This is a genomic window from Leifsonia sp. 1010, from assembly GCF_031455295.1.
Lineage (GTDB): Bacteria > Actinomycetota > Actinomycetes > Actinomycetales > Microbacteriaceae > Leifsonia.
In genome coordinates, this window is the sequence record NZ_JAVDSL010000001.1 from 2,151,155 (window position 1) to 2,177,593 (window position 26,439).

24 protein-coding genes and 1 tRNA gene are annotated in these 26,439 nt (G+C 71.0%); 19 read left to right on the forward strand and 6 right to left on the reverse strand.

The features are described from left to right. Nucleotides 1-10 precede the first annotated feature (10 nt). The gene (locus J2Y42_RS10405) at nt 11-1,342 is read right to left on the reverse strand and encodes an ABC transporter substrate-binding protein (RefSeq protein WP_309857810.1); all 1,332 of its coding nucleotides are present in this window, start codon (nt 1,340-1,342) and stop codon (nt 11-13) included. 87 nt (nt 1,343-1,429) lie between these two features. Then, nucleotides 1,430-2,581, reverse strand: coding sequence for an ROK family transcriptional regulator (locus tag J2Y42_RS10410; RefSeq protein WP_309857813.1), 1,152 nt, complete (start codon nt 2,579-2,581; stop codon nt 1,430-1,432). Nucleotides 2,582-2,741: 160 nt separating this feature from the next. On the opposite strand from J2Y42_RS10410, the gene J2Y42_RS10415 reads away from it, so the two are divergent. After that, nucleotides 2,742-3,314 (forward strand): hypothetical protein, encoded by a 573-nt coding sequence (locus tag J2Y42_RS10415; protein WP_309857816.1) that lies wholly within the window; start codon nt 2,742-2,744, stop codon nt 3,312-3,314. Between the two features lie 18 nt (nt 3,315-3,332). On the opposite strand, the gene J2Y42_RS10420 is transcribed toward J2Y42_RS10415, so the two are convergent. After that, the gene (locus J2Y42_RS10420) at nt 3,333-4,328 is read right to left on the reverse strand and encodes an SDR family oxidoreductase (protein ID WP_309857818.1); all 996 of its coding nucleotides are present in this window, start codon (nt 4,326-4,328) and stop codon (nt 3,333-3,335) included. A gap of 157 nt (nt 4,329-4,485) precedes the next feature. On the opposite strand from J2Y42_RS10420, the gene J2Y42_RS10425 reads away from it, so the two are divergent. From J2Y42_RS10425 to J2Y42_RS10455, 7 genes are all read left to right on the forward strand, one after another. Beyond that, complete coding sequence (locus J2Y42_RS10425; RefSeq protein ID WP_309857821.1) at nt 4,486-5,721, forward strand: mechanosensitive ion channel domain-containing protein; 1,236 nt, start codon at nt 4,486-4,488, stop codon at nt 5,719-5,721. Further along, nucleotides 5,718-6,146, forward strand: a complete 429-nt coding sequence (locus J2Y42_RS10430) for a hypothetical protein (protein ID WP_309857824.1) — start codon at nt 5,718-5,720, stop codon at nt 6,144-6,146. Before J2Y42_RS10425 ends, J2Y42_RS10430 begins: the two co-directional genes overlap by 4 nt. A 242-nt stretch (nt 6,147-6,388) precedes the next feature. After that, nucleotides 6,389-7,273 carry a type IV toxin-antitoxin system AbiEi family antitoxin domain-containing protein gene (locus tag J2Y42_RS10435; RefSeq protein ID WP_309857826.1) on the forward strand — a complete coding sequence of 295 codons (885 nt, stop codon included), beginning with the start codon at nt 6,389-6,391 and terminating at the stop codon, nt 7,271-7,273. A 36-nt stretch (nt 7,274-7,309) separates the two neighbouring features. Beyond that, entirely contained in the window at nt 7,310-7,756 is a 447-nt protein-coding gene (msrB, locus tag J2Y42_RS10440) for a peptide-methionine (R)-S-oxide reductase MsrB (RefSeq protein ID WP_309857829.1), read from the forward strand. An 11-nt stretch (nt 7,757-7,767) separates the two neighbouring features. After that, nucleotides 7,768-8,277: a peptide-methionine (S)-S-oxide reductase MsrA gene (msrA, locus tag J2Y42_RS10445; RefSeq protein ID WP_309857833.1), complete on the forward strand. Its 510-nt coding sequence runs from the start codon at nt 7,768-7,770 to the stop codon at nt 8,275-8,277. A gap of 82 nt (nt 8,278-8,359) precedes the next feature. Next, nucleotides 8,360-9,220 carry an ABC transporter ATP-binding protein gene (locus J2Y42_RS10450; protein WP_309857834.1) on the forward strand — a complete coding sequence of 287 codons (861 nt, stop codon included), beginning with the start codon at nt 8,360-8,362 and terminating at the stop codon, nt 9,218-9,220. Continuing rightward, complete coding sequence (locus J2Y42_RS10455) at nt 9,217-10,029, forward strand: ABC transporter permease (RefSeq protein WP_309857835.1); 813 nt, start codon at nt 9,217-9,219, stop codon at nt 10,027-10,029. The genes J2Y42_RS10450 and J2Y42_RS10455 overlap by 4 nt, the downstream gene beginning before the upstream one ends. Nucleotides 10,030-10,042: 13 nt before the next feature. On the opposite strand, the gene rlmC is transcribed toward J2Y42_RS10455, so the two are convergent. Then, nucleotides 10,043-11,167: a 23S rRNA (uracil(747)-C(5))-methyltransferase RlmC gene (gene rlmC, locus J2Y42_RS10460; RefSeq protein ID WP_309857836.1), complete on the reverse strand. Its 1,125-nt coding sequence runs from the start codon at nt 11,165-11,167 to the stop codon at nt 10,043-10,045. A 112-nt stretch (nt 11,168-11,279) separates the two neighbouring features. On the opposite strand from rlmC, the gene J2Y42_RS10465 reads away from it, so the two are divergent. From J2Y42_RS10465 to J2Y42_RS10480, 4 genes are read left to right on the forward strand one after another with little or no spacing between them, the layout of a single operon-like run. After that, nucleotides 11,280-12,065, forward strand: a complete 786-nt coding sequence (locus J2Y42_RS10465) for a DeoR/GlpR family DNA-binding transcription regulator (protein WP_309857838.1) — start codon at nt 11,280-11,282, stop codon at nt 12,063-12,065. After that, a complete protein-coding gene (locus J2Y42_RS10470) occupies nt 12,053-13,012 on the forward strand; it encodes a hexose kinase (protein WP_309857840.1) in 960 nt (319 codons plus the stop codon). Before J2Y42_RS10465 ends, J2Y42_RS10470 begins: the two co-directional genes overlap by 13 nt. A 41-nt stretch (nt 13,013-13,053) precedes the next feature. Continuing rightward, on the forward strand, nt 13,054-15,150 hold the full coding sequence (locus J2Y42_RS10475) for a fructose-specific PTS transporter subunit EIIC (RefSeq protein WP_309857842.1): 2,097 nt from the start codon (nt 13,054-13,056) through the stop codon (nt 15,148-15,150). Nucleotides 15,151-15,181: 31 nt separating this feature from the next. Further along, entirely contained in the window at nt 15,182-15,451 is a 270-nt protein-coding gene (locus J2Y42_RS10480) for an HPr family phosphocarrier protein (RefSeq protein WP_309857845.1), read from the forward strand. Nucleotides 15,452-15,478: 27 nt separating this feature from the next. On the opposite strand, the gene J2Y42_RS10485 is transcribed toward J2Y42_RS10480, so the two are convergent. Next, nucleotides 15,479-15,554: transfer RNA gene (locus J2Y42_RS10485), tRNA-Arg, on the reverse strand. 85 nt (nt 15,555-15,639) lie between these two features. After that, nucleotides 15,640-16,254, reverse strand: coding sequence for an iron ABC transporter ATP-binding protein (locus tag J2Y42_RS10490; protein ID WP_309857847.1), 615 nt, complete (start codon nt 16,252-16,254; stop codon nt 15,640-15,642). Nucleotides 16,255-16,395: 141 nt separating this feature from the next. Between J2Y42_RS10490 and argS the strand changes: the two genes are divergently transcribed. The 7 genes from argS (at nt 16,396) to rho (ending at nt 26,428) form a co-directional block, all read left to right on the forward strand. Next, nucleotides 16,396-18,084: an arginine--tRNA ligase gene (gene argS / locus J2Y42_RS10495; RefSeq protein WP_309857849.1), complete on the forward strand. Its 1,689-nt coding sequence runs from the start codon at nt 16,396-16,398 to the stop codon at nt 18,082-18,084. Nucleotides 18,085-18,102: 18 nt separating this feature from the next. Beyond that, nucleotides 18,103-18,900, forward strand: a complete 798-nt coding sequence (locus tag J2Y42_RS10500) for a DUF2993 domain-containing protein (RefSeq protein ID WP_309857852.1) — start codon at nt 18,103-18,105, stop codon at nt 18,898-18,900. A gap of 122 nt (nt 18,901-19,022) precedes the next feature. Next, on the forward strand, nt 19,023-20,480 hold the full coding sequence (gene lysA, locus J2Y42_RS10505) for a diaminopimelate decarboxylase (RefSeq protein WP_309857855.1): 1,458 nt from the start codon (nt 19,023-19,025) through the stop codon (nt 20,478-20,480). Continuing rightward, nucleotides 20,477-21,847 (forward strand): homoserine dehydrogenase, encoded by a 1,371-nt coding sequence (locus J2Y42_RS10510; protein ID WP_309857857.1) that lies wholly within the window; start codon nt 20,477-20,479, stop codon nt 21,845-21,847. The genes lysA and J2Y42_RS10510 overlap by 4 nt, the downstream gene beginning before the upstream one ends. After that, on the forward strand, nt 21,847-22,971 hold the full coding sequence (thrC, locus tag J2Y42_RS10515; RefSeq protein WP_309857859.1) for a threonine synthase: 1,125 nt from the start codon (nt 21,847-21,849) through the stop codon (nt 22,969-22,971). Before J2Y42_RS10510 ends, thrC begins: the two co-directional genes overlap by 1 nt. Continuing rightward, on the forward strand, nt 22,968-23,936 hold the full coding sequence (gene thrB / locus J2Y42_RS10520; RefSeq protein WP_309857862.1) for a homoserine kinase: 969 nt from the start codon (nt 22,968-22,970) through the stop codon (nt 23,934-23,936). Before thrC ends, thrB begins: the two co-directional genes overlap by 4 nt. A 251-nt stretch (nt 23,937-24,187) precedes the next feature. Next, nucleotides 24,188-26,428 (forward strand): transcription termination factor Rho, encoded by a 2,241-nt coding sequence (gene rho, locus J2Y42_RS10525; RefSeq protein WP_309857865.1) that lies wholly within the window; start codon nt 24,188-24,190, stop codon nt 26,426-26,428. The last annotated feature ends 11 nt before the right edge of the window (nt 26,429-26,439 follow it).

A 26,439-nucleotide genomic window follows, 5' to 3' on the forward strand; every position in this document is an offset into this window, starting at 1 on the left:
GGCGTCCGGCTCACGGTCCGGTGCTCAGCGCGAGCGCGTCGTTGATCTGCTTGTCGACCGACTTCAGTCCGGCTTCGAGGTCGCCGCCCTGGCTCTGGTACTTGTTCCACCAGTCCTGGAGCGACTGCTGGTAGCCGGGGCCGAGCGGGCTCGGCGGCGTCGTCTGGACGTTCTTGTTCGACGCGATGTCGAGGAACGTCTTGTACTGCTCCGAGACCTCCAGCGTGGGCGAGGCGAGCGCGTCCTTCGTCGTCGGCACGTTCTTGAGGCCGTTCGCGAGCTTCACGATGGCGTCGGTGTCCGTGGTCAGGTAGCGCAGCAGCGCCCAGGCGAGCTCGGGCTGCTTCGAGCCCTTCGAGATGCCGATGATGTTGCCCGTGATGTAGCCGCCGCCGTACAGCTGCGTCTGGTCATCGGCGGTCGGGAAGGGCGCGGTGCCGTAGTGGAGGCCCTTCGCCTGGTCGTCGATGAACGCCGTGCGGTACTCGCCGTCGAGGTTCATGGCGACCTGCCCGGTCTGGAACGCGTTGTCGGCGGAGAACTCCTGGCCGAGCCCGGAGGTGAAGGCGTTGAGCTTGTCCCAGCCGATCGTGTCGACGAACTTCTTCTGCCAGGCGATCAGCTCCTTCCATCCTTCGCTGGAGCCGACGGCGCTCGTGCCGTCGGACTTCAGCCACTTCGCGTCGGCGGCGGGGCCGACGTGGGCGGCCGAGTTCTCGTACCAGCCCATGGTCGGGTTGAAGCCGAGGGTCTTGATGGAGCCGTCCGGGTTGAAGGTCGTCAGCTTCGCGGCCATCGACTCCAGCTCGCTGAGCGTCTTCGGCGGCGCGGTGTACCCGGCGGCCTTCAGCAGGTCGGTGTTGTAGTAGAGGCCGTAGACGTCGGCGAGCATCGGCATCGCACAGCGGGTGCCTTTGAACTCGGTGTACGACTTCACGGTGTCGGAGAACTGGCTCATGTCGACGCCGTCGCGCTCGATGACCTTATTGAGGCTGCGGAAGGCGCCGTTGGAGCAGAAGTTCCCGACGATGTCGGTGGAGTACGAGAGGCCGACGTCGACCTTGCTGCCGGTGGCGATGGCCTTCTGGAGCTTCTCGTCGTCCTGGCCGGAGTGGACGTCGACCGTGATTTTCGGGTACTTCTTCTCGAAGTCGTCGACGACGGACTGGATGACCTTCGCCTCGCGGTCGGAGAAGAAGTGCCAGAACGACACGGTGCCGCTGAGGTCCTTCGGGGTGCTGGCGGCGAAGTCGGTGCCGCCTCCGCCGCCGGAGCAGCCGGAGAGGGCGAGCGCGGCGGCGGCGGTGACCGCTGCCGCGGCGATGAGATGGCGGTGTTTCACGGGTGGCTCCCTCACTGTCGGTGGGTGCAGATGTGGTGGTGCGGGATGGGGTGGTGCGGGTGGATGCGGTGGTGCGGTCGCGGGTCGCTACGGTGCGATCCGCGACACTTCGGCGAAGAGCGCGTCGCGCACCTCGCCGATGAGGTGCTCCCTGGCTCCGCGGAGCACCGGGTGGGCGTCGACGCCGGTCGCGACGACGCTGCGTTCGCCCCAGGCGGGGCGGAGTTCGGAGGTGACGAGTTCGGCGAGCCGGTCGCCGCCCGCCGAGCCGGTGGGGCCTCCCAGCACGACCAGCTCGGGGTCGAGGAGGGCGAGGACGGGGACGACGCCGACGGCGACCCGGCGGGCCAGCTCCCCGAGGAACGCCTCGCGTGCGTCCGGGTCGCCGGCGAAGGCGCCGTCGCTGGAGACCCCGTGGCGGGCCGCGAGCCGGGCGACGGCCGGGCCTCCGATGAGGTCCTGCAGGTCGCCGGCCTCGGGGTCGAGCTCGGCGGCGGAGCGGGGGATGGGCAGGTAGCCGATCTCGCCGGCACCTCCGGAGGCTCCGCGGTGGACGCTGCCGCCCTGGTCGACCGACAGGCCGAGGCCGTCGCCCATCCAGAGCAGCGCGAAGCCGCCCGTGTCGCGCCCGGCGCCGTCGGTGCGCTCGGCGAGCGCGGCCAGGTTCACGTCGTTGTCGATGCGCACCTCGATGCCGAGGGCGTCGCGCAGCCGCCGGCCGATGCCCCGCTTGGGCCAGCCGGGGAGCGTCTCGATGTAGGTCAGCTCGTCGGTGCGCGGGTCGAGCGCGCCCTGCACGCCGATGCAGACGGAGCGGACCTGCTGCGGGTCGGCCGCCGCCGCGGCGCACGCTGCGTCGATGGCCGCGCGCACATCCTCTTCAGGGGAACGCCCGGCGAGCGGCGTGACGGCGATGGGCTGCTCGGTGCCGGAGGCGTCGACGACCGTCGAGTGCAGGGCCTCCGCGTCGATGTCGACGGCCACGGCGAGCATCCGGTCGGTCCGCACCGCGTAGCTGGCCGCGTTCGGTCCGCGGCCGCCCGAGACCTCGCCGACGACGTGGATGAGGCCCGCCGTCTCGAGCCGGGCGACCATCTGCGCGGCGGTCGGCTTGGAGAGCCCGGAGAGCTCGCCGATGCGGTTGCGGGTGAGGACTCCGTGCTGCAGCAGCAACGACAGGGCGGTGCGGTCGTTGGTCTCGCGCAGCCACCCGGGGGTGCCCCGAACCGGTCCGGTCATCCTCATCCCTTCGTTGGAACGATGCTCTCGCGTGAATGTATCAGGAAAGTTTCTTTATAGTAAAGCTCCTGTTTCCGCGAATGCCGTCTACCGGTCCTCTCAGGAAGTGAACCGTCCACCCCTCGGGCAGCGTGCCATGGGTGGAAGGGAGCATCCGCTCATGAGAAACACGACATCACCCACACGCTTCGCGGCACTGGCGGCGGGAGCCGCCGCCGTGCTCCTCGCGCTCGCCGCCTGCTCGGCCACGGGAGGCGGGGGATACTCGGCGCCGGGCTCCGGCACATCCGGCTCCTCCAGCCCGTCCGCGTCCACATCGTCAGGCGCCTCCGACGCCGGCGCGGCCGCCCTGAAGACCGGCTCGACCACGCTCGGCACCGTGGTCGTCGACGGGAAGGGCCTCACCGCCTACGTCTTCGACAAGGACACCGCCGGTTCCGGGATGAGCGTCTGCTCCGGGCAGTGCGCCACCCAGTGGCCGGCGATCGAGGCCGGAAGCGACCATCCGACCGTGCAGGGCGTCACCGGCACGGTCGGCACGATCACCGGCGTCGACGGCAAGAAGCAGGTCACCCTCGAAGGGCACCCGCTCTACACCTACGCCGGCGACTCCGCGGCCGGCGACGTCACCGGCCAGGGCTTCGGCGGGATCTGGTGGGTCGTCGCACCGGACGGCACGAAGGTCACCTCGTCGTCGTCCACGCCGACCTCCGGCAGCGGCTACACCAAGTGACGCAGCGCGCCCGCGTGCTCAGCCGAGCGCGCGGGCGTGCTCCACGAGTCGGTCGAACGCCGCATCCAGGTCGGGGTCGACCCGCTGCCGCTCCTGGTCGGCGAGGTACCACTCCACGATCTCCCCGGCGCCGCGGGCGAACGGCACCCGGGCGCTGAACCCGGGCACCATCGCCTTGACCTTGCTGTTGTCGAAGTGCATCGAGTGCGCCTTGTCGCCGAGGAGGCCGGGGCCGACCTCGGGGATCACCGCGGCGATCGACTCGCTCGACACGTGGACGAGCTCCGCCTCGACCCCCAGCGCCTCCGCCAGGTAGCAGTAGATCTGATCCCACGTCGGGGCCTCGTCGCCCGTGATGTGGAAGGCGTCGCCGACGGCCTCGGGGCGGCCGAGCAGTCCGACGAACGCCACCGCGAAGTCGGTGTTGTGCGTGATCGTCCAGCGGCTCGTGCCGTCGCCGTGCACGACGACGGGGGCGCCGCGCCGCATCCGCTCGAGGTCGGTCCAGCTCCCGGTCGTCGGGATCATCGTGCGGTCGTAGGTGTGCGACGGCCGCACGATCGTGACCGGGAATCCGCGGTCGCGGTACGCCTCCATCAGCGCATCCTCACAGGCGATCTTGTCGCGCGAATACTGCCAGAACGGGTTGCGCAGCGCGGTGGACTCGGTCACCGGGACGCGCGACGGCGGCTTCTGGTAGGCGGAGGCGGAACTGATGAAGACGTACTGCCCGACCCGGCCCTCGAACAGGCCGAAGTCGGTGGTGATGTGCTCGGGCGTGAAGGCGAGGAACTCGGCGGCGACGTCGAAGCTGCGTTCGCCGAGCGCACGGTGCACGCTCTCCGGGTCGCGGATGTCGGCGTGCAGCACCTCGACGCCATCGGGGAGGGGACGGGTCGAGCTGTTCCCGCGGTTCACCACCGTGACCTCGTGGCCCTGCTCGAGGGCCTCCGCCACGCACGCCGAGCTGATGACGCCCGTCCCACCGATGAAGAGTGTCCGTGTCGCTGCCATTCCCGCTCCTTTACGCGTCCTGCGTCGCCGATCGGCGGACGTCCGTCCGAATGGCCAGGCTAGTCCGCTGGCCCCGCGCTCGCGAGGGCGGGTCGACCCTCCGGCCGTGCGCGCGTACACTCCTTCGCGAATTCGACCCCGAGGAGTCCTCCCACCCGTGTTCCCCCTCCACAGCTGGCCCGGCCTGGCCGTCGCCTGCGTTCTGGCCGTCGTCGTCGCGGTCGCCGTCACGGCCATCCTCGCGGTGGTGCTGCGCCTGATCGGGCGGCGGAGGCAGTGGCCGGAGCTGCTGATCCGCCACGTCCGCGCGCCGTTCCGGCTGTTCCTTGTCGTGATCGTGCTGTGGATCGCGGTGACCGTCAGCATGCCGCCGGAGGTCACGGCGGCCTGGCGGGCCGGCATCCATCACACGTTCCTCATCCTGACCATCGCCACCGGCGTCTGGTTCGTCGCCGCGTTCGTCGTCTTCGTGGAGGATCTCGGTCTCGCGCGCTACCGGCTCGACGTGCCCGACAACCGCTACGCGCGGCGCGTCCGGACACAGGTGCTCATCCTGCGACGGCTCACCATCGTGGCGGCGGTCGTCATCGGCCTGGGCGCCGTGCTGCTGACGTTCCCCGCGCTGCAGGCGGCGGGCGCGAGCCTGCTGGCCTCCGCCGGTGTCATCGGAATCATCGCCGGTGTCGCCGCCCAGTCGAGCCTCGCGAACCTGTTCGCCGGCATCCAGCTCGCCTTCTCCGACGCCATCCGCATCGACGACGTCGTCGTGGTCGAGCAGCAGTGGGGAACCATCGAGGAGATCACGCTCACCTACGTGGTCGTCCACGTCTGGGACGACCGCCGGCTCGTGCTCCCCTCCACCTACTTCACGACCAAGCCGTTCGAGAACTGGACGCGGCAGCACAGCGAGCTTCTCGGCTCGATCGAGTTCGACCTCGACTGGCGGGTGTCCACCGGGGGCATGCGCGCGGAGCTCAACCGCATCCTCGCCACCACCGACCTGTGGGATCACCGCACAGGGGTCCTGCAGGTGACCGACGCGGTCGGTGGCTGGGTGCGGGTGCGCGTACTCGTCACCGCGAAGGACGCCCCGACGCTGTTCGACCTGCGCTGCCTGGTGCGCGAGCGGCTCATCGACTGGATGCAGCGGTACTCGCCGACCTCGCTGCCGCGGCAGCGGGTGGAGATCGCGGAGGCGCCGGAGCCGCGCGACCGGCCGTCGCGCGCCCGCAGCGAGGAGGAGGGCCGCCTGTTCAGCGGCACCCCCGAGAACGAGCAGCGCGCGCAGCAGTTCACCGACGCCATCCCCATCGTCCGTGAGGACGACGGCGACAGAGAGCCGACCGCCGTCCCCGCCGAGGGGCCGGCCCCGAGAAACGAGGAGAACCGATGACCGACGGACCGGACGAACAGCACACGCGGCCCGAGGGACTGGACGACGCGACGGTGGATGCGCTCGGCAGCCTCAGCGAGGCGCTGGAGGTGGTCGAGCACGCGCGCGGACTGCTGTACGGCTTCCACCGGCTCACCGGCAAGGCCGACTTCACGCTCGGCGAGGCCGTGGACAAGCTGCGCGACGCCGGTCACGCCGACCTCGCCGACCGTATCGAGCACGAGCTGGTGGGCCGGAACGTCATCGAGGGCCGGTGGACGTTCCAGATCGTCGAGGACTTCGACGACGGCTACTACGCCCTCTTCCGCGACCTGGAGCGCGAGGCGCGCGACCGGCTCGCCGGCGGGCGCCGCCACCTCTACGAGGCGGAGCTGAAGGAGCAGCGGCGCACCCACGGGGAGCCGGGCCACGAGGCCCGTCCGTAGGCGGCCTCGTCCCCGTCCGCGTTCCTTCCGGTCCCGCTCCCGTCCCGTCCCCGTCCCGCAGGAGATCCGCCCGCCTCCGTCGGAGATCCCAGCGTTTCCGCCCCGAATCTCCATCCCCACCGCGGCCGGTCGGAGATTCGGGGCACTTTCTCCTACGTTGCACCCTCCGTGCTGTGGCCCGGGTTCTCCACAGATCCGGTCCCGTCGGTCCCCGCCTGCGTCTCCGCTGCGAGGCTGCTTGCATGATCGACGAACGAACACTCGAGCGGCTCGGCGGCATCGCGACCGTGCACCAGTTGCGGGCGGCCGGCGCCTCGGCCGAAGAGCTCACGACGGCCGTGCGCGGCGGAACACTGCGCCGGATGCGGAGGGGCGTCTACGCCCTGCCTGCGGCACAGCCCGACGCGCTGGCTGCGGTGGTGGCACGCGGGCGGCTGTCGTGCGTGTCGGCTGCGCGGAGTTATGGGCTGTGGGCGGGATACGACCCGCGTCTCCACCTGCAGTTCTCTCCTCATGCCCGTGCGGGGCCGGAACAGCAGGAGCGGCGCGGCCAGGTTCGGCACTGGCTGCCCACGGAGCGAGGCGACCAGCTCTGGCGGGTGACCGTCGCCGACTGCCTGCGCTCCGTGGCGCGCTGTGCGGATGAGGAGACCGCGGTGGCGGTGTTCGACACCGCGATCACCGCGGGCCTGGTGAATCCCGTCACCCTCCGGCGCATCCTCGAAAGCCAGCCGAGCCGGGCCCGGGCCCGGGCGGTGCTGGCGCGTCCGGGGTCGGAATCCGGGGTGGAGTCGATCGTCCGGCAGCGGCTGCAGGCGCTCGGTCATCTGGTCGAGCAGCAGGTTCATGTTCCCGGAGTCGGCCGGGTGGACATGCGGGTGGACGGCGTTCTCTACCTGGAGATCGACGGATTCGCGTTCCACGCGGGCCGCGACGCCTTCGAGCGCGATCGGGCACGGGATGCGCACCTCGCGACGGCGGGCAGCGCCCGTTTGCGGGTCTCCGCTGCCCAGGTGCGGGACGCCTGGCCGAGCGTTCTCCGGTCCATCGAGGCGGTCGTCGCGCACTCGGCGAACTCACAGGATCAGCGGGACCAACCGGGAGTGCTCGCGTGTTCCATCTACTGACGGCGTCGCAGCCAGCGCGCCGCACGAGGAGGAAACGTGACACAGGACTACCGCAAGGACCCGGAGGCCCTCGCCCAGCTGACGCCGCGCCAGTACGCGGTCACGCAGGAGGCCGCCACCGAGCCCGCCTTCCGCAACGAGTTCTGGAACAACCACGAGGAGGGGCTGTACGTCGACATCGTGTCGGGGGAGCCGCTGTTCGCGTCCGTGAACAAGTACGACAGCCGCTCGGGATGGCCGAGCTTCACCGTTCCGGTCGAGCCCGGCAACATCGTGGAGAAGGTGGACCGCACGTACGGGATGGTGCGCACCGAGGTCCGCTCGGCCCACGGTGACAGCCACCTGGGTCACCTGTTCGACGACGGGCCCGCCGAGGCAGGCGGCCTGCGCTACTGCATCAACTCCGCCGCCCTCCGGTTCGTCCCGCTCTCCGAGCTCGACGCGGCCGGCTACGGCGACTACACGAAGCTTTTCGAGAAGTAAGGACACAGAAAATGACTGAGAAGGCCATCCTCGCCGGCGGATGTTTCTGGGGCATGCAGGACCTCATCCGCAAGCTCCCCGGCGTGACCAGCACCCGCGTCGGCTACACCGGAGGCGACGTCCCCAACGCCACCTACCGCAACCACGGAGCCCATGCCGAGGCGATCGAGATCGAGTACGACCCCGAGCGGACCACGTACCGCGACCTGCTCGAGTTCTTCTTCCAGATCCACGACCCGTCGACCAAGAACCGTCAGGGCAACGACGTCGGCACCAGCTACCGTTCCGCGATCTTCTACGAGAACGACGAGCAGCGCCGAATCGCCGAGGACACCATCGCCGACGTGGACGCGTCAGGGCTGTGGCCCGGCAAGGTCGTCACCGAGGTGACCGCCGCCGGTCCGTTCTGGGAGGCCGAGCCGGAGCACCAGGACTACCTGGAGCGCATCCCGTGGGGCTACACCTGCCACTTCGTGCGTCCGGGCTGGAAGCTGCCCAAGCGCGAGACCGCGGCGAGCTGAGCGCTCCGAACGAGCTGAGCGATTCGAGCGATATCGCCGGCCGGTGGGCGCACGTCCACCGGCCGGTTGCCATACTGAGGCGGTGAGCAGCGACAGCGCGGTGGCGGTCCGGGGGCTTCGAAAGTCCTACGGATCGTTCGACGCCGTGCGAGGGATCGATTTCGATATCCACGCGGGCGAGACCTTCGCCCTGCTCGGCCCGAACGGCGCGGGCAAGAGCACCACGATCGAGATCCTCGAGGGATACCGCGACCGGTCTGCGGGAGAGGTGGCCGTCCTCGGCGTCGACCCGGCCAAGGGCGGCACGAAATGGAAGGCGCGGCTCGGGATCGTCCTGCAGAGCGGCGCGGAGGCGTCGAACGTCACCGTCCGCGAGCAGCTCACCCACTTCGCGCGGTTCTACCCGAGACCGCGTGACGTCCACGAGGTGATGGAGGCGGTCGGGCTCTCCGACAAGGCCAAAGCACGCGTCCGCAGCCTCTCCGGAGGTCAGCGGAGGCGGCTCGACGTCGCGCTCGGTGTCATCGGCCGCCCGGAGCTGCTGTTCCTCGACGAGCCCACCACGGGGTTCGACCCGGAGGCTCGGCACCAGTTCTGGGAGCTGATCCGCTCGCTCAAACGCGAGGGGACCACCATCCTGCTCACCACGCACTACCTCGACGAGGCCGCGCAACTGAGCGACCGCGCGGCCGTGATCGCCGACGGCCGGCTCGTCGACCTGGGCGCCATCCACCAGCTCGGGGGAACGGCGGCGCGCGTCCCGATCGTGCGCTGGCGGGATGCAGACGGCACTCAGCGCTCCGAGCGCACCGACACACCCGCGGCCGTCGTCGCACGGCTGACCGCGGCGGCCGGAGGCGAGCCCTCCGACCTCGAGGTCATCCGGCCGAGCCTGGAAGACGTCTACCTCGACCTCGTCCAGCGCGCGGGGGCGGAGTCGTGAGCGCCCTCGGGCTCGGGGTCGAGCGGGCCAGGTACGAGACGATCGTCTACTTCCGCCAGCCGGACACGATCTTCTTCACCTTCCTGTTCCCCGTCGTCATGCTCGGCATCTTCTCCGTGGCGTTCCAGGGGGTGGGGAACGTCGGAGCGGCTCCAGACGGCACCGGCGGCATCAGCCAGGCCGCGTACTACCTGCCCGCCATGATCGCGGCGGGCATCCTGCTCTCCGGCGTCCAGAACCTCGCCGTCGACATCGCCGGGGAGAAGAGCGACGGCACCCTCAAACGCCTCGGCGGCACCCCGCTGCCGGTGCTCTCCTACTTCATCGGCAAGATGGGGCAGGTGCTCGCCACGAGCGTGCTGCAGATCGGCCTGCTGCTCGTCGTCGCCCGGTTCGCGTTCGACGTCGCCCTCCCGACCGAAGCCGAGCTCTGGGTGCGGTTCGCGTGGATCTACCTGCTCAGCATCGTGACATCCGCCGTGCTCGGGATCGCGTTGTCCTCCATTCCGCGCACCGGGCGGAGCGCCACCGCCGTCATCATCCCGATCGTCCTGATCCTGCAGTTCATCTCCGGCGTCTACATCCCGTTCAACGTCCTCCCCGACTGGCTGCAGAACGTCGCCAGCGTCTTCCCGCTGAAGTGGATCGCCGAGGGGATGCGCAGCGTCTTCCTGCCGTCGAACTTCGAGGCGCAGGAACCGGGAGGGAGCTGGCAGCTCGCCGGGATCGCGATCGTGCTCTCGGTGTGGCTCGTCGTCGGTCTGCTGGCGAGTCGGGTCACGTTCCGCTGGATCCGCAAGGACACCTGAGCGGACGCGTCGCTCAGCGGCGCTCGAGCAGCACCGCCACCTCCATGTGCCCGGTCTGCGGGAACATGTCGAGCACCCGGCCGGCCCGGACGCGGTACGAGGGCATCCGCGCCAGGTCGTGCGCGAGGCTCTTCGGGTTGCAGCTGGAGTACACGACGCTGCCGACTCCGGATCCCTCGAGCCACCCGGCGAGTTCCGTGCCGATCCCGCGACGCGGCGGATTCACGATCACGAGCTCGGGAGCCGCCGCCGCGGACACGGCGAACGCCGTCGCGTCGCCGGCACGGAATGCCACCTGCGGCAGTCCGGCAGCGGCGGCGGTCGCCCGGGCACTGCGTACGGCCTCCCGGCTGGTCTCGACGCCGACCACCCGGCGTCCGGGCGCTGCGACGTGCAGGGCGAACCCGCCGACGCCGCAGTAGAGGTCCCACACCGACGCCGGGCCGATCTCGTCGACCCAGGCCGCGACCTGCCCGTAGAGGGCGGTGGCGACGTCCGTGTTGGTTTGGAAGAAGCTCTGCGGCCGGAGGCGCAGCGACACGGGTCCGAGACGCATCGTGAGGGTGGACTCCCGGGTGAGCACGACCTCCGTGTCGCCCTCCACCACCGCCTTGTGCTCCGGCTGCACGTTCACCGTGACGACGCGTGCGTTCGGCAGGTCGCCCAGCAGCCGGTCGAGGCCGGCGCGGACGCGCGCGACCGTCTGCTCCGAGCGGGCGACGAAGCGCACCATGAGCTCGTGGTCCGGCGACTCGGTGACGAGCACGTACTTCAGCTCGCCCTGGCGCTCGGGCACGCGGTACGGCTCCAGGCGCTGCCGCGTGATGAACCGCGCGAGCACGGGTAACGCGGCGCGGATGCCGGGGGAGCAGATGCCGCATTCACGCAGGTCTACGCCGCGGCCGGCTTCGTCGAGGATGCCGATGGTCGGCTGCTCCACGGTGCCGCCGATCACCATCTTGGCCTTGTTGCGGTACCCCGCTTCGGCGCTCGCGACGGGAGCGAGCCAGGTGGCGTCGCCGTACGGGGCGAGCAGCTCGCGGGCCAGGCGGTCCTTGCCGTCGAGCTGCTCCGCGTACGGGACGCCCATCAGCGTGCACGAGCGGCACACGCCGGCGTCGAAGTAGGAGCAGTCCATCGGAGTGTCGATTCTACGGGCCGTGCGGCGACTGCAACAGAAAACCACATCCGTATGTTGTTTTCTCTGTGAACGTGTTGTAACGTGTGGGAAACCAACGGAGGGACACCGCGTGTACGCAATGGAGCGCCAGGGGCTGATCGAGCGGATGCTGCTCGACGACGGCCGTGTCGCCGTCGTCGATCTCGCCCAGCGATTCGGCGTCACGACCGAGACCGTGCGCCGCGACCTGGACGCCCTCGAGCAGTCCGGAGCACTCCGCCGGGTGCATGGCGGCGCGGTCGCGATCGACCGCATCAGCACATCCGAGGTCCCGGTCTCCGAACGCTCGGTGCTGCGGGCGGACACCAAGCAGCGCATCGCCGCCCGGGCTCTCGACATGCTCGGCGACGGCTTCCGCGGTTCCCTCTACCTCGACGCGGGCACGACGACGGCCGCCGTCGCCGACCTCCTGCCCGACCGCTTGGCAGGCACACGCGGGGAGGCCGAGGTCGTCACGCACTCGCTGGCTGTCGCTCCCGCCCTGGCCGGTGCCGAGCGGGTGTCGCTGACCGTGATCGGCGGGCGCATCCGCGGGGTCACCGCCGCCGCGGTCGGCGCCGGAACCGTTCGCTCCATCCACTCGCTGCGGCCGGACATCGTCTTCGTGGGCGCCAACGGCGTCTCGGCCGGCTTCGGCTTGAGCACCCCGGACCCGGACGAGGCCGCCGTGAAGGAGGCCATCGTCCGCGCTGCGCGCCGGGTCGTCGTCGTCGCCGACTCCAGCAAGTTCCAGCAGGAGTCGCTCGTCTCCTTCGCGCCGCTCGACGCCATCGACCTGCTCGTGACGGATGCGGCGCCGGAGGGCGCCCTGGCCGAGGCGCTGGCCGAGGCGGATGTCGAGGTGTGGTCCGCGTGATCGTCACGTTCACCGCCAACCCGTCCCTCGACCGCTCGGTCACACTCGGCGCCCCGCTGCTGCCGGGGGAGGTCCAGAGCGCGATCGGGGCGCGGGAGGATGCGGGCGGCAAGGGCATCAATGTCGCCCGGGTGATCGCCGCGGCCGCCGTCCCGGCTCTCGCTGTCCTGCCGCTCGCCGCGGACGACCCGTTCGGCGTCGCTCTGCACTCCGCCGGTGTGCGCACGCGTCCCGTCCCCATCCACGGCCACGCCCGCGCGAACCTCACCATCACGGACCCGGCCGGCATCACGACCAAGCTCAACCTCCCGGGCACGGTGCTCGAACCCGCGGAGAGCGCGGCTCTCGTCGCGGCCGTCGTCGATGCGTGCGCGGACGCGCGCTGGCTCGTCCTGGCCGGATCGCTCCCGCCCGGAGCGGGGGACGATTTCTACGTGACCGTCATCCGGGCGGTCCGCGACCGCTGGCGGGACGACGCACCGAAGATCGCGGTCGACACGTCGGGCGACGCCCTGCGCGCCGCCGTCTTCGACGGGCATCCGGACCTGATCAAGCCGAACGAGCAGGAGCTCGCCGAGCTGACGGGCACGGCCCGGCCGGATCCGGACGGGCTGGTCGACACGGTCCTCGCCGCAGCCGGCCCCCTTGTCCCGGAGACGGTGAGTGCGGCGCTGATCACGCTCGGCGCGGAGGGGTCCGTCCTCGTCACCGCCGACGGCGCGTTCGTCGCCGAGGCTCCCCGCATCCGGGTGCGGAGCACGGTCGGCGCGGGCGACAGCGCCCTCGCGGGCTACCTGCTGGCCGACCTCGCCGACGCCGCCCCCGCGGACCGGCTCGTCAATGCGGTCCGTTACGGCTCGGCCGCCGCATCCCTGCCGGGCACCCAGGCCCCGCGCCCCCTCGACCTGCCGCCGGGCGACATCCGCGTCGCCGCGCTGCATCCCTGAACCCCACCCACCTGTCACCCCGAACCACCCTGGAGGACACCGTGTCATCGAAGACCATCATCCCCGCACTCGTCGAGCTCGACGTCGGTCACGCGGACAAGAGCGAGGTGATCCGCGAGCTCGCCGCGCACGTCGTCGCGCAGGGGCGGGCGACGGACGCCGACGCCCTGTTCGAGGACGCATGGGCGCGCGAGCAGAAGGACGAGACCGGGCTGCCGGGCGGCATCGCCATCCCGCACGCGAAAAGCGCGGCCGTGACCGTGCCGTCCCTGGCGTTCGCCCGGCTGAAGCCCGGCGTCGACTTCGGCGCCTCCGACGGCCCGGCCGACCTCGTCTTCCTCATCGCCGCCCCCGCCGACGCGGCAGAGACCCACCTCGCGGTGCTCTCGAAGCTCGCCCGCAGCCTCATGCTGGACGAGTTCACGGCTGGTCTCCGCGCCGCGAAGACGCCGCAGGATGTCGTCGCGCTCGTCGATGAGGCGATCGGCGAGAGCGAGGCGGCGGACACCGGTGCCACGCCTGCCGCCGCCGCGCCGCAGCCCGCCCACCCGGATGCCGCCGTCGCCGACGGCCTCCTCATCGACGGCCGACCGGCCCGGATCGTCGCCGTCACCTCCTGCGCGACCGGCATCGCCCACACGTTCATGGCCGCCGACGCGCTCACCGCGGCGGGCAAGAAGTCCGGTGTCGACCTGGTCGTCGAACCACAGGGTTCGAGCGGCTACCAGGCGCTCCCGCAGAGCGTGATCGACGCCGCCGACGCGGTCATCTTCGCCAACGACGTGGATGTGCGCGAAGAGGCCCGCTTCGCCGGCAAGCCAGTCGTCCGCTCGGGGGTCAAGCGCGGCATCGAGCAGCCCGCGGCCCTCGTCACGGAGGCGGTCGCCGTCGCGAAGGACCCGAACGGCGCCCGCGTCCAGGCCGGTGCGACCACGACGTCCGGCGCATCGTCCGCGCCGTCCCAGAACGTGTCGTGGGGCCGCAACCTCCAGCGCATCCTGCTCACGGGCGTCAGCTACATGATCCCGTTCGTCGCAGGCGGCGGGCTGTTGGTCGCGATCAGCTTCCTGCCCTTCCTCGGCGGGTACGGCATCGCGCTGGCGCACGGCGACTCCGGCGTGAACAACGCCGTGTACACGCTGCAGCACTTCGCGATCTGGAACCTCCCGCCGGAGGGCCTCGGCTACTACCTCGGCGCGATCGCGTTCGAGATCGGCAGCGTGAGCCTCGGCTTCCTGGTTCCGGCCCTGGCGGGATACATCGCCTTCGCCATCGCCGACCGGCCGGGCATCGCTCCTGGCTTCATCGCCGGCGCGATCGCCGTCTTCATGAACGCCGGGTTCCTCGGCGGCCTGGTCGGCGGCCTGCTCGCCGGGTTCGCGGCCTGGCTCATCGGGCGTCCCACCGTCCCGCGCTGGCTCCGCGGCCTCATGCCGGTGGTGATCATCCCGCTCGGGGCGTCCATCATCGCGTCCGGACTGATGCTCCTCATCCTCGGTGCTCCGATCGCCTGGCTGATGACCCAGCTGAACGGGTTCCTCAACGGCCTGACCGGCGGCGCGGCGATCGTGCTCGGCATCATCCTCGGACTGATGATGTGCTTCGACCTCGGCGGCCCGGTCAACAAGGTCGCCTACGCGTTCGCCGTCGCCGGCCTGGCGCAGCAGACGGACGCCAGCTTCCAGGTCATGGCGGCCGTCATGATCGCCGGAATGGTGCCGCCGCTGGGCATGGCCCTGGCCTCCACCGTCCTCTACCGGCGCGGCTTCACCGAGGTCGAGCGCGAGAACGGCGCGGCCGCCTGGCTGCTCGGCGCCTCGTTCATCTCCGAGGGCGCTATCCCGTTCGCTGCGGCCGATCCGCTCCGCGTCATCCCCGCCAACCTCGTCGGGGGAGCGGTCGCCGGTGGCCTCGCGATGGCCTTCGCCGTCGAGTCGCGCGCCCCGCACGGCGGTGTGTTCGTCTTCTTCGCCATCGACCCGCTGTGGGGCTTCCTGCTGGCTCTCGCCGCCGGGACGGTCACCACCGCCCTGATCGTCACGGGCCTGAAGCGCTTCACCGCTCCCGGCCGCAGGGTCGCGTCGACCCCGGCCGAGGCCGGCGCCGAGCAGCCGGTCCGCGAGACCGTGGCCGCATGACCATCCCGCACTCGAAGCAAGGACCCATCCCATGATCGAACGTCACGCCACCATCGCCAGCTCCTCGGGACTCCATGCCCGACCCGCCAAGCTGTTCGTCCAGTCGGTGCAGGAGAAGGCCATCCCGGTCACGATCGCCGTCGGCGACGGACCAGAGCTGGATGCGCGCAGCATCCTCTCGCTCATGGGCCTCGCCGCGAGCAAGGGGACGGTCGTCACCCTGCGCTCGGACGCACCGGGCGCTGAGGGAGCCCTCGACGAGCTCGTGGAACTGCTCGAGACCGACTTGGACGCCGTCTAGGAGCGGGCTCGATGCCGAAGGAGTGGATGGTGCCCCCAGTAGGATTTGAACCTACGGCCTTCTGCTCCGGAGGCAGACGCTCTATCCCCTGAGCTATGGGGGCCAGGGTGTTCTCCAGGCTAGCATCCCGTCGGCCACCACCGTGAAATCGGCGGGGCCGGCGGGTGCTCGCGAGGACGGCTGCCGGCTCAGGAGGCGGGGATGTTCCCCAGCACGCTCTCCATCAGCGGCGCCGCGTCGCCCGGCTCGAAGAACGCGCCCGACTCGGACACGATCCAGTACGGGCCGCGGAAGATCTGCACCTGCCCGCTGCTGCCAGCCTTGAAGTAGCCCTCGACCTCGGGCGGAACGCCGTAGGTCGGAACCGGCTTCGCGTCGGTGATCGCCGCGTTCTTCAGGCTCTCGAGCGCATCCGACGGCGGCTTCGCGACGGCGATCTGCACGACGTCGCCGGAGGTCTGGTTCTTCCAGGCGCACGAGACGCCCTGCCAGTCGACGATCTTCTTCTCGAGGGTGCCGTCCTTGGCCGCGTAGTCCGGATCCGGTCCGTAATTCGGGTTGAACGCGTAGAGCTGGTCCGCGGTGAGCACCTGGTCGCAGGTGATGCCGACGGGCGTCGGGGGAGCGGTCGGCGTCACCACCGGCACGGGAGTCGCCGTCGGCGTCTTGGTGGCCGACGCGGAGGCGGTCGGCGTCTTCGACGGCGTGGGCGTCGGCGTGCAGCCGGCGAGCGCGGCGGATGCGAGGAGTCCTGCCGCGACGGTTGCGGTCAGAAGGGCGAAACGGCGGGTGGATGAGGGCATTCGGCTCTTCGTCTCTCTGTTCGGCACGCCGTGCGGGAGCGCGCGTCGCGATGACCCTATCAATTCGCGCGCCGCGAACCCGACGGCCCGCCGTGGCCCGCCGACGCCGGGCCCCACGGCCGCCCGGTAGAATCGATCCTCATGACTCCCGCTGACCTCTCCGCCGCCCTCCTCGACATCGTGACGACGGTGGTCGAGCAGCGACGAGCGGCCGGCGCGGACATCCCCGAGCTCGCTCTCACGGTCGACGACGTGCCTCTAGAGCGCCCGAAGAACCGCGACCACGGCGACTGGGCGTCGAACGTGGCGATGCGCCTCGCGAAGAAGGTCGGCGCGAACCCGCGCGAGCTCGCCGAGCAGATCGCCGCGGCCGCCGCCGGCATCGACGGCGTCGCGTCCGCCGAGGTCGCCGGACCCGGTTTCATCAACTTCCGCCTGGAGGCCGCGGCCGCCGGGCAGCTGGCGAAGACCATCGTCGAGGCCGGCGACGCGTACGGTCGCGGCGACGTGTACGACGGCCTGACCGTGAACCTGGAGTTCGTCTCGGCCAACCCGACCGGCCCCGTCCACATGGGCGGCGCGCGCTGGGCGGCCGTCGGCGACAGCCTGGCCCGCATCCTGCAGGCCGAGGGCGCCGACGTGACCCGCGAGTACTACTTCAACGACCACGGATCGCAGATCGACCGGTTCGCGCGCAGCCTGCTCGCCGCGTACCTCGGTGAGCCCACGCCGGAGGACGGCTACGGCGGCGGTTACATCGGCGAGATCGCCGAGCGTGTCGTGCAGGGATTCGACGGCGACCTCGCCGCCCTTCCGCGCGAGCAGCAGCAGGAGGTGTTCCGCTCGGCGGGCACCCAGCTGATGTTCCAGGAGATCAAGGACCGCCTGCACTCGTTCGGCGTCGACTTCGACGTCTACTTCCACGAAGACTCCCTGCACGAGTCCGGCGCGGTCGACCGTGCCATCGCGCGACTGCGCGAGCAGGGCCACATCTTCGAGGCCGACGGCGCCATCTGGCTGCGCACCACGACGTTCGGCGACGACCGCGATCGCGTCATCATCCGCTCCAACGGCGAGCCCGCCTACATCTCCGGCGACCTCGGCTACTACCTCGACAAGCGCGAGCGCGGCTTCGAGCAGAACATCATCATGCTGGGCGCCGACCACCACGGCTACATCGGCCGCATGATGGCGATGGTCGAGGCGTTCGGCGACAAGCCGAACGAGAACCTGCAGATCCTCATCGGCCAGATGGTCAACCTGGTGAAGGACGGCGAACCCGTCCGCATGTCCAAGCGCGCGGGCACCATCGTGACGCTCGACGACCTGGTGGATGCGGTGGGCGTCGACGCCGCGCGCTACGCCCTGGTGCGCTCCTCGACCGACTCGCAGCTCGACATCGACCTCGACCTGCTGACCAAGCGCAGCAACGAGAACCCCGTCTACTACGTGCAGTACGCCCACGCGCGCACCCGCTCGGTGGCGGCGAACGCCGAGAAGGCCGGAGTCGACCGCAGCGTCTTCGCGCCGGAGCTGCTCACGCACGAGACCGAGTCGGCGCTGCTGGGCGGTCTGCAGGAGTTCCCGCGCGTGGTCGCCCAGGCGGCCGAGCTGCGCGAGCCGCACCGCGTCGCCCGCTACATCGAAGAGCTCGCCGGCCTCTACCACGCCTGGTACGCCGTCCGCGACGGCTCGACGCGCGTGCTCCCGCACGGCGAGGAGCCGGTGACCGACCTGCACCGCACCCGCCTCTGGTTGAACGACGCGACCGGCCAGGTGATCCGCAACGGCCTCGGCCTGCTCGGGGTCTCCGCGCCGGACCGCATGTAGCGAACGGATGACGACCGGATGAGCGACAACACCACCCAGGTGATTCCCGAGCCCCAGGCCGCAGCACCGCGCCGCCGGCGGCCACGGTGGCTCCGCCTCCTGCTCGCCATCGGCATCCCCGTCGTCGTGATCGTCGTGCTGCTCGTGGTGGTCGACACGGCCGCGCGCGCGTACGCCGAGCAGCGGGTGTCCGACGAGATCGAGAAGAACCTGCCGGCCGACATCCGCGGAGAGGTGACGACCCACATCGGCGGCTTCTCCGTGCTGCAGCAGTACCTGTCCGGCTCGTTCCAGCGGGTCGAGCTGGATGCGCCGAAGCTCGTCGTGCAGGGGGCCCCGCTGAGCGCGACCGTCGTCGCCACCGGCGTCCCTGCCGACTTCTCGAAGCCGATCGCCGACGCCACCGGCACCCTGCGCATCAGCCAGGAGTCGCTCAACACGCTCGTCAAGATCCCGGGCGCGACCGGCGACATCTCCCTCGGCGACGGCACGATCGGCTACGACGGGAAGATCGACCTGCTCGGCCTCCCCGTCGGCTACACCGTGACGGCGACGCCCGAGGCGGCCGGCAAGCAGGTGCTGCTGAAGCCGGACAAGGCCAACCTGACGACCGGGGCCGGCGACGTCAACCTCAGCCGCCTGCTGCAGGCCCTCACCTCGCAGGGCCCGTTCCCGGTGTGCGCGGCGCAGTACCTCCCCGACGGCGTCGAGGTGTCCGACATCCAGGTGACCCCTGGCCACGCCACCGTCGAGCTGACCGCGAGCGACTTCGTCCTCGACCAGAAGTTCATGGCCAGCAAGGGGAGCTGTTCGTAACACGCACCGAGCGTGTCGTGCGGCCTGGATAGACTTCTGCTGTCATCTCCACCGGCTTCAGGGGCCAATCCGGGTCCGCTCGCCTAGGAGACCCCCACTCGTCGCCACCCGTGAGGTTCCCTATGGCTGATTCTGTCGCTGCGTCCAACCCGCTCGCCCCGCCGTGGCTGCATGTGCCCGCGGATGCGAACGCGCTCGCCCCGGGCCTGTGGTCCCGCACGGTCGATCGCGGCTCAGGAGAGCTGATCGTCGGCGGTGTCGCCGCGAGCGAGCTCGCCGCCCGCTTCGGCACGCCGCTGTATGTGATCGACGAGGACGACGCTCGGGCGCGCGCCGTCGAGGTGCGCGAGGCGTTCGACCGCGCGTTCGCCGAGATCGGCACCGCCGCGAAGGTCTACTACGCCGGCAAGGCGTTCCTCAGCATCGAGGTGGCGCGGTGGATGTCGGAGGCCGGCCTCAACATCGACGTCTGCAGCGGGGGCGAGCTGGCCGTCGCGCTGGCCGCCGGGGTCGACCCCGAGCGGATCGGCTTCCACGGCAACAACAAGTCGCTCGTCGAGATCGACCAGGCGGTCGAGGCCGGCATCGGCGCCATCATCATCGACAGTGTGCAGGAGATCGGCCGCGTCGCCGCCGCGGCCGAGCGCCACGGCGTGCGGCAGAGCGTCCGTCTGCGGGTGAACAGCGGCGTGCACGCGCACACCCACGCCTTCCTCGCGACCGCCCACGAGGACCAGAAGTTCGGGATCGCCCTTGAGCACGCGGCAGAGGCCGTCGCGCTGATCCGGTCGCACGCCTCGCTCGCGTTCCGCGGCCTGCACTGCCACATCGGCTCGCAGATCTTCGGTGCCGACGGTTTCGCCGAGTCGGCCGCCCGGCTGCTCACGCTGCACAAGCGGCTCCTCGCGGGCGGCGACGTGCCCGAGCTGAACCTCGGCGGCGGTTTCGGAATCGCCTACACCTCCGCCGACGACCCCGCGCCGATCGGCGAGCTCGCCCGGCGCATCGCGGAGACGGTGGCGGCGGGATGCGAGGAGCTCGACATCCCGACGCCGGTCGTCGCGTTCGAGCCGGGCCGGTCGATCATCGGGACCGCCGGCCTCACGCTCTACACCGTCGGCACGACGAAGGATGTGCCGGTCGCGTTCCAGGACGACGGCGAGACCGCGGTCCGCCGGTACGTCAGCGTCGACGGCGGGATGAGCGACAACGCCCGCCCTGCGCTCTACGGCGCGGACTACTCGGCCAGGATCGCGAACCGCGTCTCGCCGGCCGCTCCCGCCCTCGTGCGCGTCGCCGGCAAGCACTGCGAGAGCGGCGACATCGTCGTCGACGCGGAGTACCTGCCCGGCGACGTCGGGCCCAACGACCTGCTGGCCGTGCCCGCCACGGGCGCCTACTGCTGGCCGCTGTCCAGCAACTACAACCACCTCGGGCGGCCGCCGGTCGTCGCGGTGCGCGACGGGGAGGCGCGGGTGATCGTCCGCGGCGAGACCATCGAGGACCTCCTCGCGCGCGACACCGGCTACGCGGCGCCCGCATCCACCGTTTCCGCGTCGAAGGAGCGCAGCCAGGCATGATCGAGTACCGCAACCTCCGTGTCGCCCTGCTCGGGGCCGGCTCCGTCGGATCGCAGGTGGCCCGCCTCCTGCTCGAACAGGGCGACGAGTTCGCCTCCCGCATCGGCGCGCGCCTCGAGCTCGTCGGCATCGCCGTCCGAGACGTGGATGCGCCGCGCGACGCCGACCTGCCGCGCGAGCTGTTCACCACCGACGCCTCCTCGCTCATCCTGGGCGCGGACATCGTCGTGGAGCTGATGGGCGGCATCGAGCCGGCCCGCGGCTACGTGCTGGAGGCGCTGAACTCCGGCGCCGACGTCATCACGGCCAACAAGGCGCTGCTGGCGACGCACGGCCCCGAACTGTTCGACGCCGCCGAGCAGGTCGGTGCGCAGCTCTACTACGAGGCGGCCGTCGCCGGCGCCATCCCGATCATCCGGCCGCTGCGCGACAGCCTCGCGGGCGACCGCATCAACCGCATCCTCGGCATCGTCAACGGCACCACGAACTTCGTGCTCGACCGGATGGACGTGAACGGCGAGACGCTGCAGGACGCCCTGGCGACGGCCACCGACCGCGGGTACGCCGAGGCCGACCCGACCGCCGACATCGGCGGGTACGACGCGGCGCAGAAGGCGGCCATCCTGGCGAGTCTGGCGTTCCACACCGTCGTTCCCCTGGAGCGCGTCTACCGCGAGGGCATCACGAGCGTCACCAAGGCGCAGGTGGACGCGGCCCGCGAAGCCGGCGCGGTCATCAAGCTGCTGGCGATCTGCGAGCGCCTGACCGACCCGGAGACCGGGGAGGAGGGCGTCTCGGCCCGCGTCTATCCCGCGCTCATCAGTCGCGACCATCCGCTCGCGGCCGTGCACGGCGCGCACAACGCCGTGTTCGTGCAGTCGGCCGCGGCCGGTGACCTCATGTTCTACGGCGCGGGCGCCGGCGGCGTCGAGACCGCATCCGCCGTGCTCGGCGACGTGGTGTCCGCCGCCCGCCGGCACGTGGTGGGCGGACCGGGCGTCGCCGAATCGACGCACTCCGACCTCCCGGTGCTCGACATCGGCCGCGTCGTCACCCGCTACCAGATCACCCTCGACGTCGAGGACCAGCCCGGCGTCCTCGCCGCGGTCGCGCGCATCCTGAGCGACGGCGGCGTCAGCGTCGAGACCGTGCAGCAGTCCGTTCCGAGCATCACCGGACCCGTCGTGATCGCCGGAGCGGCACCCGCCGCGGCCGGCCCGATTCACGGCGGCGGGACGGCCACCGCTACCCTGGTGATCGGCACCCACGAAGCCGAGGAGGCCGCACTCGCGGCCACCGTCGAGGCTCTCGCGGCGAGCGACGTCGTGATCGCCATCTCTTCCGTTCTCCGAGTCGAAGGATCGTAATGCCCCAGCCGAAGGCCTACAGTCGTCAGTGGCGCGGCGTCCTCCGCGAGTACGCGGACCGCCTGAACATCTCCGACGCCACTCCGATCGTCACGCTGGGCGAGGGCGGCACGCCGCTCATCCCGGCCCCCGCGCTGTCCGCGCGGACGGGCGCCGACGTGTACGTGAAGTTCGAGGGCATGAACCCGACCGGTTCCTTCAAGGACCGCGGCATGACCATGGCGATCTCCAAGGCCGTCGAGCATGGTGCGAAGGCGGTCATCTGCGCCTCCACCGGCAACACCTCGGCGTCGGCCGCGGCGTACGCGACGCACGCGGGCATCCAGTCGGTCGTGCTCGTGCCCGAAGGCAAGATCGCGATGGGCAAGCTCAGTCAGGCCATCGCGCACAACGCGCAACTGCTGCAGGTGCAGGGCAACTTCGACGACTGCCTCGACATCGCGCGCGAGCTGGCCACCAACTACCCGGTGCACCTGGTCAACTCCGTGAACCCGGACCGCATCGAGGGGCAAAAGACCGCCGCCTTCGAGGTCGTCGAGGCCCTGGGCGACGCGCCGGACTTCCACCTGGTCCCGGTCGGCAACGCCGGCAACTACACCGCGTACCACCGCGGCTACACCGAGGAGCTGCAGCGTGGCGAGTCCACCAAGCTGCCCCGGATGTTCGGTTTCCAGGCCTCGGGGAGCGCGCCAATCGTCCTCGGCCACGCCGTAAAGGACCCCGACACGATCGCCACCGCGATCCGCATCGGCAACCCGGCGTCGTGGGAGCTCGCACTGAACGCCCGCGACGACAGCGACGGCTGGTTCGGAGCGATCAGCGACGCCAAGATCCTCGAGGCGCACCGCATCCTCTCGGCCGAGGTCGGCATCTTCGTCGAGCCGGCGTCCGCGATCAGCGTCGCCGGGCTCCTGGAGCGCTCGGAGGCCGGTGTGATCCCCGCCGGCGCGACCGTCGTCCTCACCGTCACCGGCCACGGCCTGAAGGACCCGCAGTGGGCCCTCCGCACGGCCGACGGCTCCGACGTCCAGCCCACCGTCGTCCCGGTCGACACGACCGCCATCGCCGACGTGCTCGGCCTGTCGCCCGCCGGGCAGACCTCCGCCGCAGAGGCGACCGCGTGACCACGCCCGACCTCCGCGGCCGGACCGTCGCGGTCAAGGTCCCGGCGACGAGCGCCAACCTCGGACCGGGGTTCGACACGCTCGGCCTCGCGCTCGCGCTGTACGACGAGCTCGAGGTCTCCGTCCGCGACGAGCCCGGTGCGACCGTCGAGGTCACCGGCGTCGGCGAAGGAGAAGTGGCGACCGACGAGAGCAACCTCGTCGTCCGCGCGATCGCGCACACCTTCGAGGCCGTCGGCATCCCGCTTCCCGGCCTGAACCTGCGGGCGCGCAACAGCATCCCGCACGGGCGGGGGATGGGCTCCTCCGGTGCCGCCATCGTCTCCGGCATCATGGCCGCGAAGGGGCTGCTGGAGGGCGTCGTCGACCTCGATGCCCAGACGCTGCTGGCGCTCGCGAACGACATGGAGGGGCACCCCGACAACGTGGCGCCCGCCCTGTTCGGCGGCCTGACGATCGCGTGGGTGACCCCGGAGGGTCCGCGCTTCAAGAAGCTCATCGTGCACCGCGGTGTCTCGCCGCTCGTGCTCGTGCCCGAGACGGTCATGTCCACCGCGCTCGCCCGCAGCCTCCAGCCGCAGTCGGTGCCCCACGAGGACGCCGTCTTCAACGTCTCCCGCTCCGCACTGCTGGTCGCGGCTCTCATCCAGAGTCCCGAGCTGCTGCACGCGGCCACCGAGGACAAGCTCCACCAGAGCTACCGCGCCTCGGCGATGCCCGAGACAGACCGGCTGATCACGCTGCTGCGCGAGAACGGCTTCGCCGCCGTCGTGTCGGGCGCGGGCCCGTCCATCCTCGTGCTGGGGAGCGACCCGAGCCAGCGTCTGGCCGCCGCGCGCCTCGTCGAGCAGTCGGCCGAGACCCGCTGGCAGCCGCTCATGCTCGCCGTCGACTTCAAGGGCGCGACGGTCAGCCGTGTCGCCGCCGACGCGGCGACGACACGGACGGACACGCCAGCGGCCTAGCGTCGGACGGCCCCGCCGCGAGGTGGTAAACTGCAGTCGCACCCGTGAAGAACCCGCGTCACGAGCGAATTCCGCTTCCGGGTGATCTCCTAGCAATCATGCCGTCACTCCTGCCTGCCTTCCCGGCTCTCCCTTTCCGGAGAACCCGGGCGGCGACGTAGCGCGGATCCGAACGCAGCACGTTCCCGGCAGTTCATGTGACGAAGCTTCAGACGGCGCGTAAGGCGCGCCGGGGGAAAGGATCCTCTTCCGTGACTGATGTCGAACTCCACGCCGGGGGCGTGGACACCAGCGACCTGACCGGCCTCAAGGTGGCAGAGCTGCAGGCTCTCGCCGCCGGCCTCGGCCTCCAGGGCGCAACCCGGCTCCGCAAGGGCGAGCTGGTCGAGGCGATCGCCGCCGCGCGCGCGGCCTCCGCTCCGGCCGACGCCCTCGAGCTTCCCGAGACCGAGGAGCCGGCCGCCGAGCCGGCCGCCGCCTCCCAGGTGCTCACCGAGCCGCTCATCGCTGAGCCGCTCATCGCCGAGCCCGCAGGGGCCGAGCGCGTCGAGCCCACCGTCGGCGACCCCGTGCTCCCGCAGGCGGACGCCTCCGCCGAGCAGACCGGCGGACGCCGCCGCGGCTCGCGCCGCGTGACCAGCCCGGACGGCACGGGCATCGCCGGTGCCGCCGGCGGTTCCGGCGTCGCCGCCGGATCGCACGTCAACTCCGGCGCCACCGGTGTCGAGTCGCTGATCCCTGATGTGGATGCGCTCCTCGACTCGGCTCTCGCCTCCCGCGAGCAGGCGCGCGGCCAGAACGGCCAGGGTGCGCAGGACGAGCAGGGCAACGGGCAGAACCAGGGCGGCGGACGCCGTCGCCGCGGTCGTGGCCAGGGCGGCCAGAACGGCGACCAGGGCGCCGACCAGAACCGCGACGGCCAGCAGCGCGACGGCCAGCAGCGTGACGCGCAGCAGCGCGACGCGCAGCAGCCGCAGGCGGAGCAGGGCCAGCAGGCCGACGCGCAGCAGGCCGACCAGCAGGGCGAGCAGGGCGACAACGCCGGCGAGCAGCAGGGCCAGGGCCGCAACCGCCGCAACCGCAACCGCAACAAGAACAACGGCCAGCAGAACGAGCAGGGCCAGGCGCAGGGCCAGAACCAGCCGAAGGACCTGCAGCAGGGCGGCCAGCAGGGCGACGGCCAGCAGAACCGCGGCCAGAACGCCCAGCAGCAGCTCGAGGGCGACCGCGGCCGCTACCGCGACCGCAACCGCAAGCGCCGCGGCGGCGCCCCGGGTGACGAGTTCGAGCCCGAGCTGTCCGACGACGACGTCCTCATCCCCGTCGCCGGCATCCTCGACGTGCTCGACAACTACGCGTTCGTGCGGACGACCGGGTACCTCCCGGGCGCCAGCGACGTGTACGTCTCGCTCGGCCAGGTCAAGAAGTACAACCTCCGCAAGGGCGACGCCGTCGTCGGCGCCATCCGCCAGCCGCGCGAGGGCGAGAACAACAGCCGCCAGAAGTACAACGCGCTGGTCAAGGTCGACTCGATCAACGGGCAGACCCCGGACGAGGCGGCCACCCGTGTGGAGTTCGGCAAGCTGACCCCGCTGTACCCGCAGGAGCGCCTGCGCCTGGAGACCGAGCCCAGCAAGGTCACCCAGCGGATCATCGACCTGGTCGCCCCGATCGGAAAGGGCCAGCGCGGTCTGATCGTCGCGCCGCCCAAGGCTGGCAAGACCATCGTGATGCAGCAGATCGCCAACGCGATCACCGCCAACAACCCTGAGGTCCACCTCATGGTCGTGCTGGTGGACGAGCGTCCCGAAGAGGTCACCGACATGCAGCGCACGGTGAAGGGCGAGGTCATCGCCTCCACCTTCGACCGCCCCGCGGAGGACCACACCACGGTCGCCGAGCTCGCCATCGAGCGTGCGAAGCGCCTCGTCGAGCTCGGCCACGACGTCGTCGTGCTGCTCGACTCGATCACCCGCCTCGGCCGCGCGTACAACCTGACCGCGCCGGCCTCCGGCCGCATCCTCTCCGGTGGTGTCGACGCCTCGGCGCTGTATCCGCCGAAGCGGTTCTTCGGCGCCGCGCGCAACATCGAGCACGGCGGCTCGCTCACCATCCTCGCCTCGGCGCTGGTGGAGACCGGGTCCAAGATGGACGAGGTCATCTTCGAGGAGTTCAAGGGCACCGGAAACATGGAGCTCCGCCTGTCGCGCCAGCTGGCCGACAAGCGCATCTTCCCGGCCGTCGACGTGAACGCCTCCGGCACCCGCCGCGAGGAGATGCTCATGGGCCAGGACGAGGTCAAGATTACCTGGAAGCTGCGCCGCGCCCTCGCCGGGCTCGACCAGCAGCAGGCCCTCGAGATCGTCCTCGGCCGCCTCAAGGAGACCTCGAGCAACGTCGAGTTCCTGATGCAGGTGCAGAAGTCGATGCCGGCGCCGACCAACGGCCACGGCAACGCGCACTCGCACGGCCACGAGAACGACCACCGCTAGCTGCGATCAGC

Bases quoted from the DNA above. Each gene is read 5' to 3' on its own strand.
- J2Y42_RS10410 (WP_309857813.1), bottom strand. From the start codon at position 2,581: ATGACCGGACCGGTTCGGGGCACCCCCGGGTGGCTGCGCGAGACCAAC.
- J2Y42_RS10415 (WP_309857816.1), top strand. From the start codon at position 2,742: ATGAGAAACACGACATCACCCACACGCTTCGCGGCACTGGCGGCGGGA.
- J2Y42_RS10420 (WP_309857818.1), bottom strand. From the start codon at position 4,328: ATGGCAGCGACACGGACACTCTTCATCGGTGGGACGGGCGTCATCAGC.
- J2Y42_RS10430 (WP_309857824.1), top strand. From the start codon at position 5,718: ATGACCGACGGACCGGACGAACAGCACACGCGGCCCGAGGGACTGGAC.
- J2Y42_RS10435 (WP_309857826.1), top strand. From the start codon at position 6,389: ATGATCGACGAACGAACACTCGAGCGGCTCGGCGGCATCGCGACCGTG.
- msrA (WP_309857833.1), top strand. From the start codon at position 7,768: ATGACTGAGAAGGCCATCCTCGCCGGCGGATGTTTCTGGGGCATGCAG.
- rlmC (WP_309857836.1), bottom strand. From the start codon at position 11,167: ATGGACTGCTCCTACTTCGACGCCGGCGTGTGCCGCTCGTGCACGCTG.
- J2Y42_RS10480 (WP_309857845.1), top strand. From the start codon at position 15,182: ATGATCGAACGTCACGCCACCATCGCCAGCTCCTCGGGACTCCATGCC.
- J2Y42_RS10490 (WP_309857847.1), bottom strand. From the start codon at position 16,254: ATGCCCTCATCCACCCGCCGTTTCGCCCTTCTGACCGCAACCGTCGCG.
- argS (WP_309857849.1), top strand. From the start codon at position 16,396: ATGACTCCCGCTGACCTCTCCGCCGCCCTCCTCGACATCGTGACGACG.
- J2Y42_RS10500 (WP_309857852.1), top strand. From the start codon at position 18,103: ATGAGCGACAACACCACCCAGGTGATTCCCGAGCCCCAGGCCGCAGCA.
- lysA (WP_309857855.1), top strand. From the start codon at position 19,023: ATGGCTGATTCTGTCGCTGCGTCCAACCCGCTCGCCCCGCCGTGGCTG.
- J2Y42_RS10510 (WP_309857857.1), top strand. From the start codon at position 20,477: ATGATCGAGTACCGCAACCTCCGTGTCGCCCTGCTCGGGGCCGGCTCC.
- thrC (WP_309857859.1), top strand. From the start codon at position 21,847: ATGCCCCAGCCGAAGGCCTACAGTCGTCAGTGGCGCGGCGTCCTCCGC.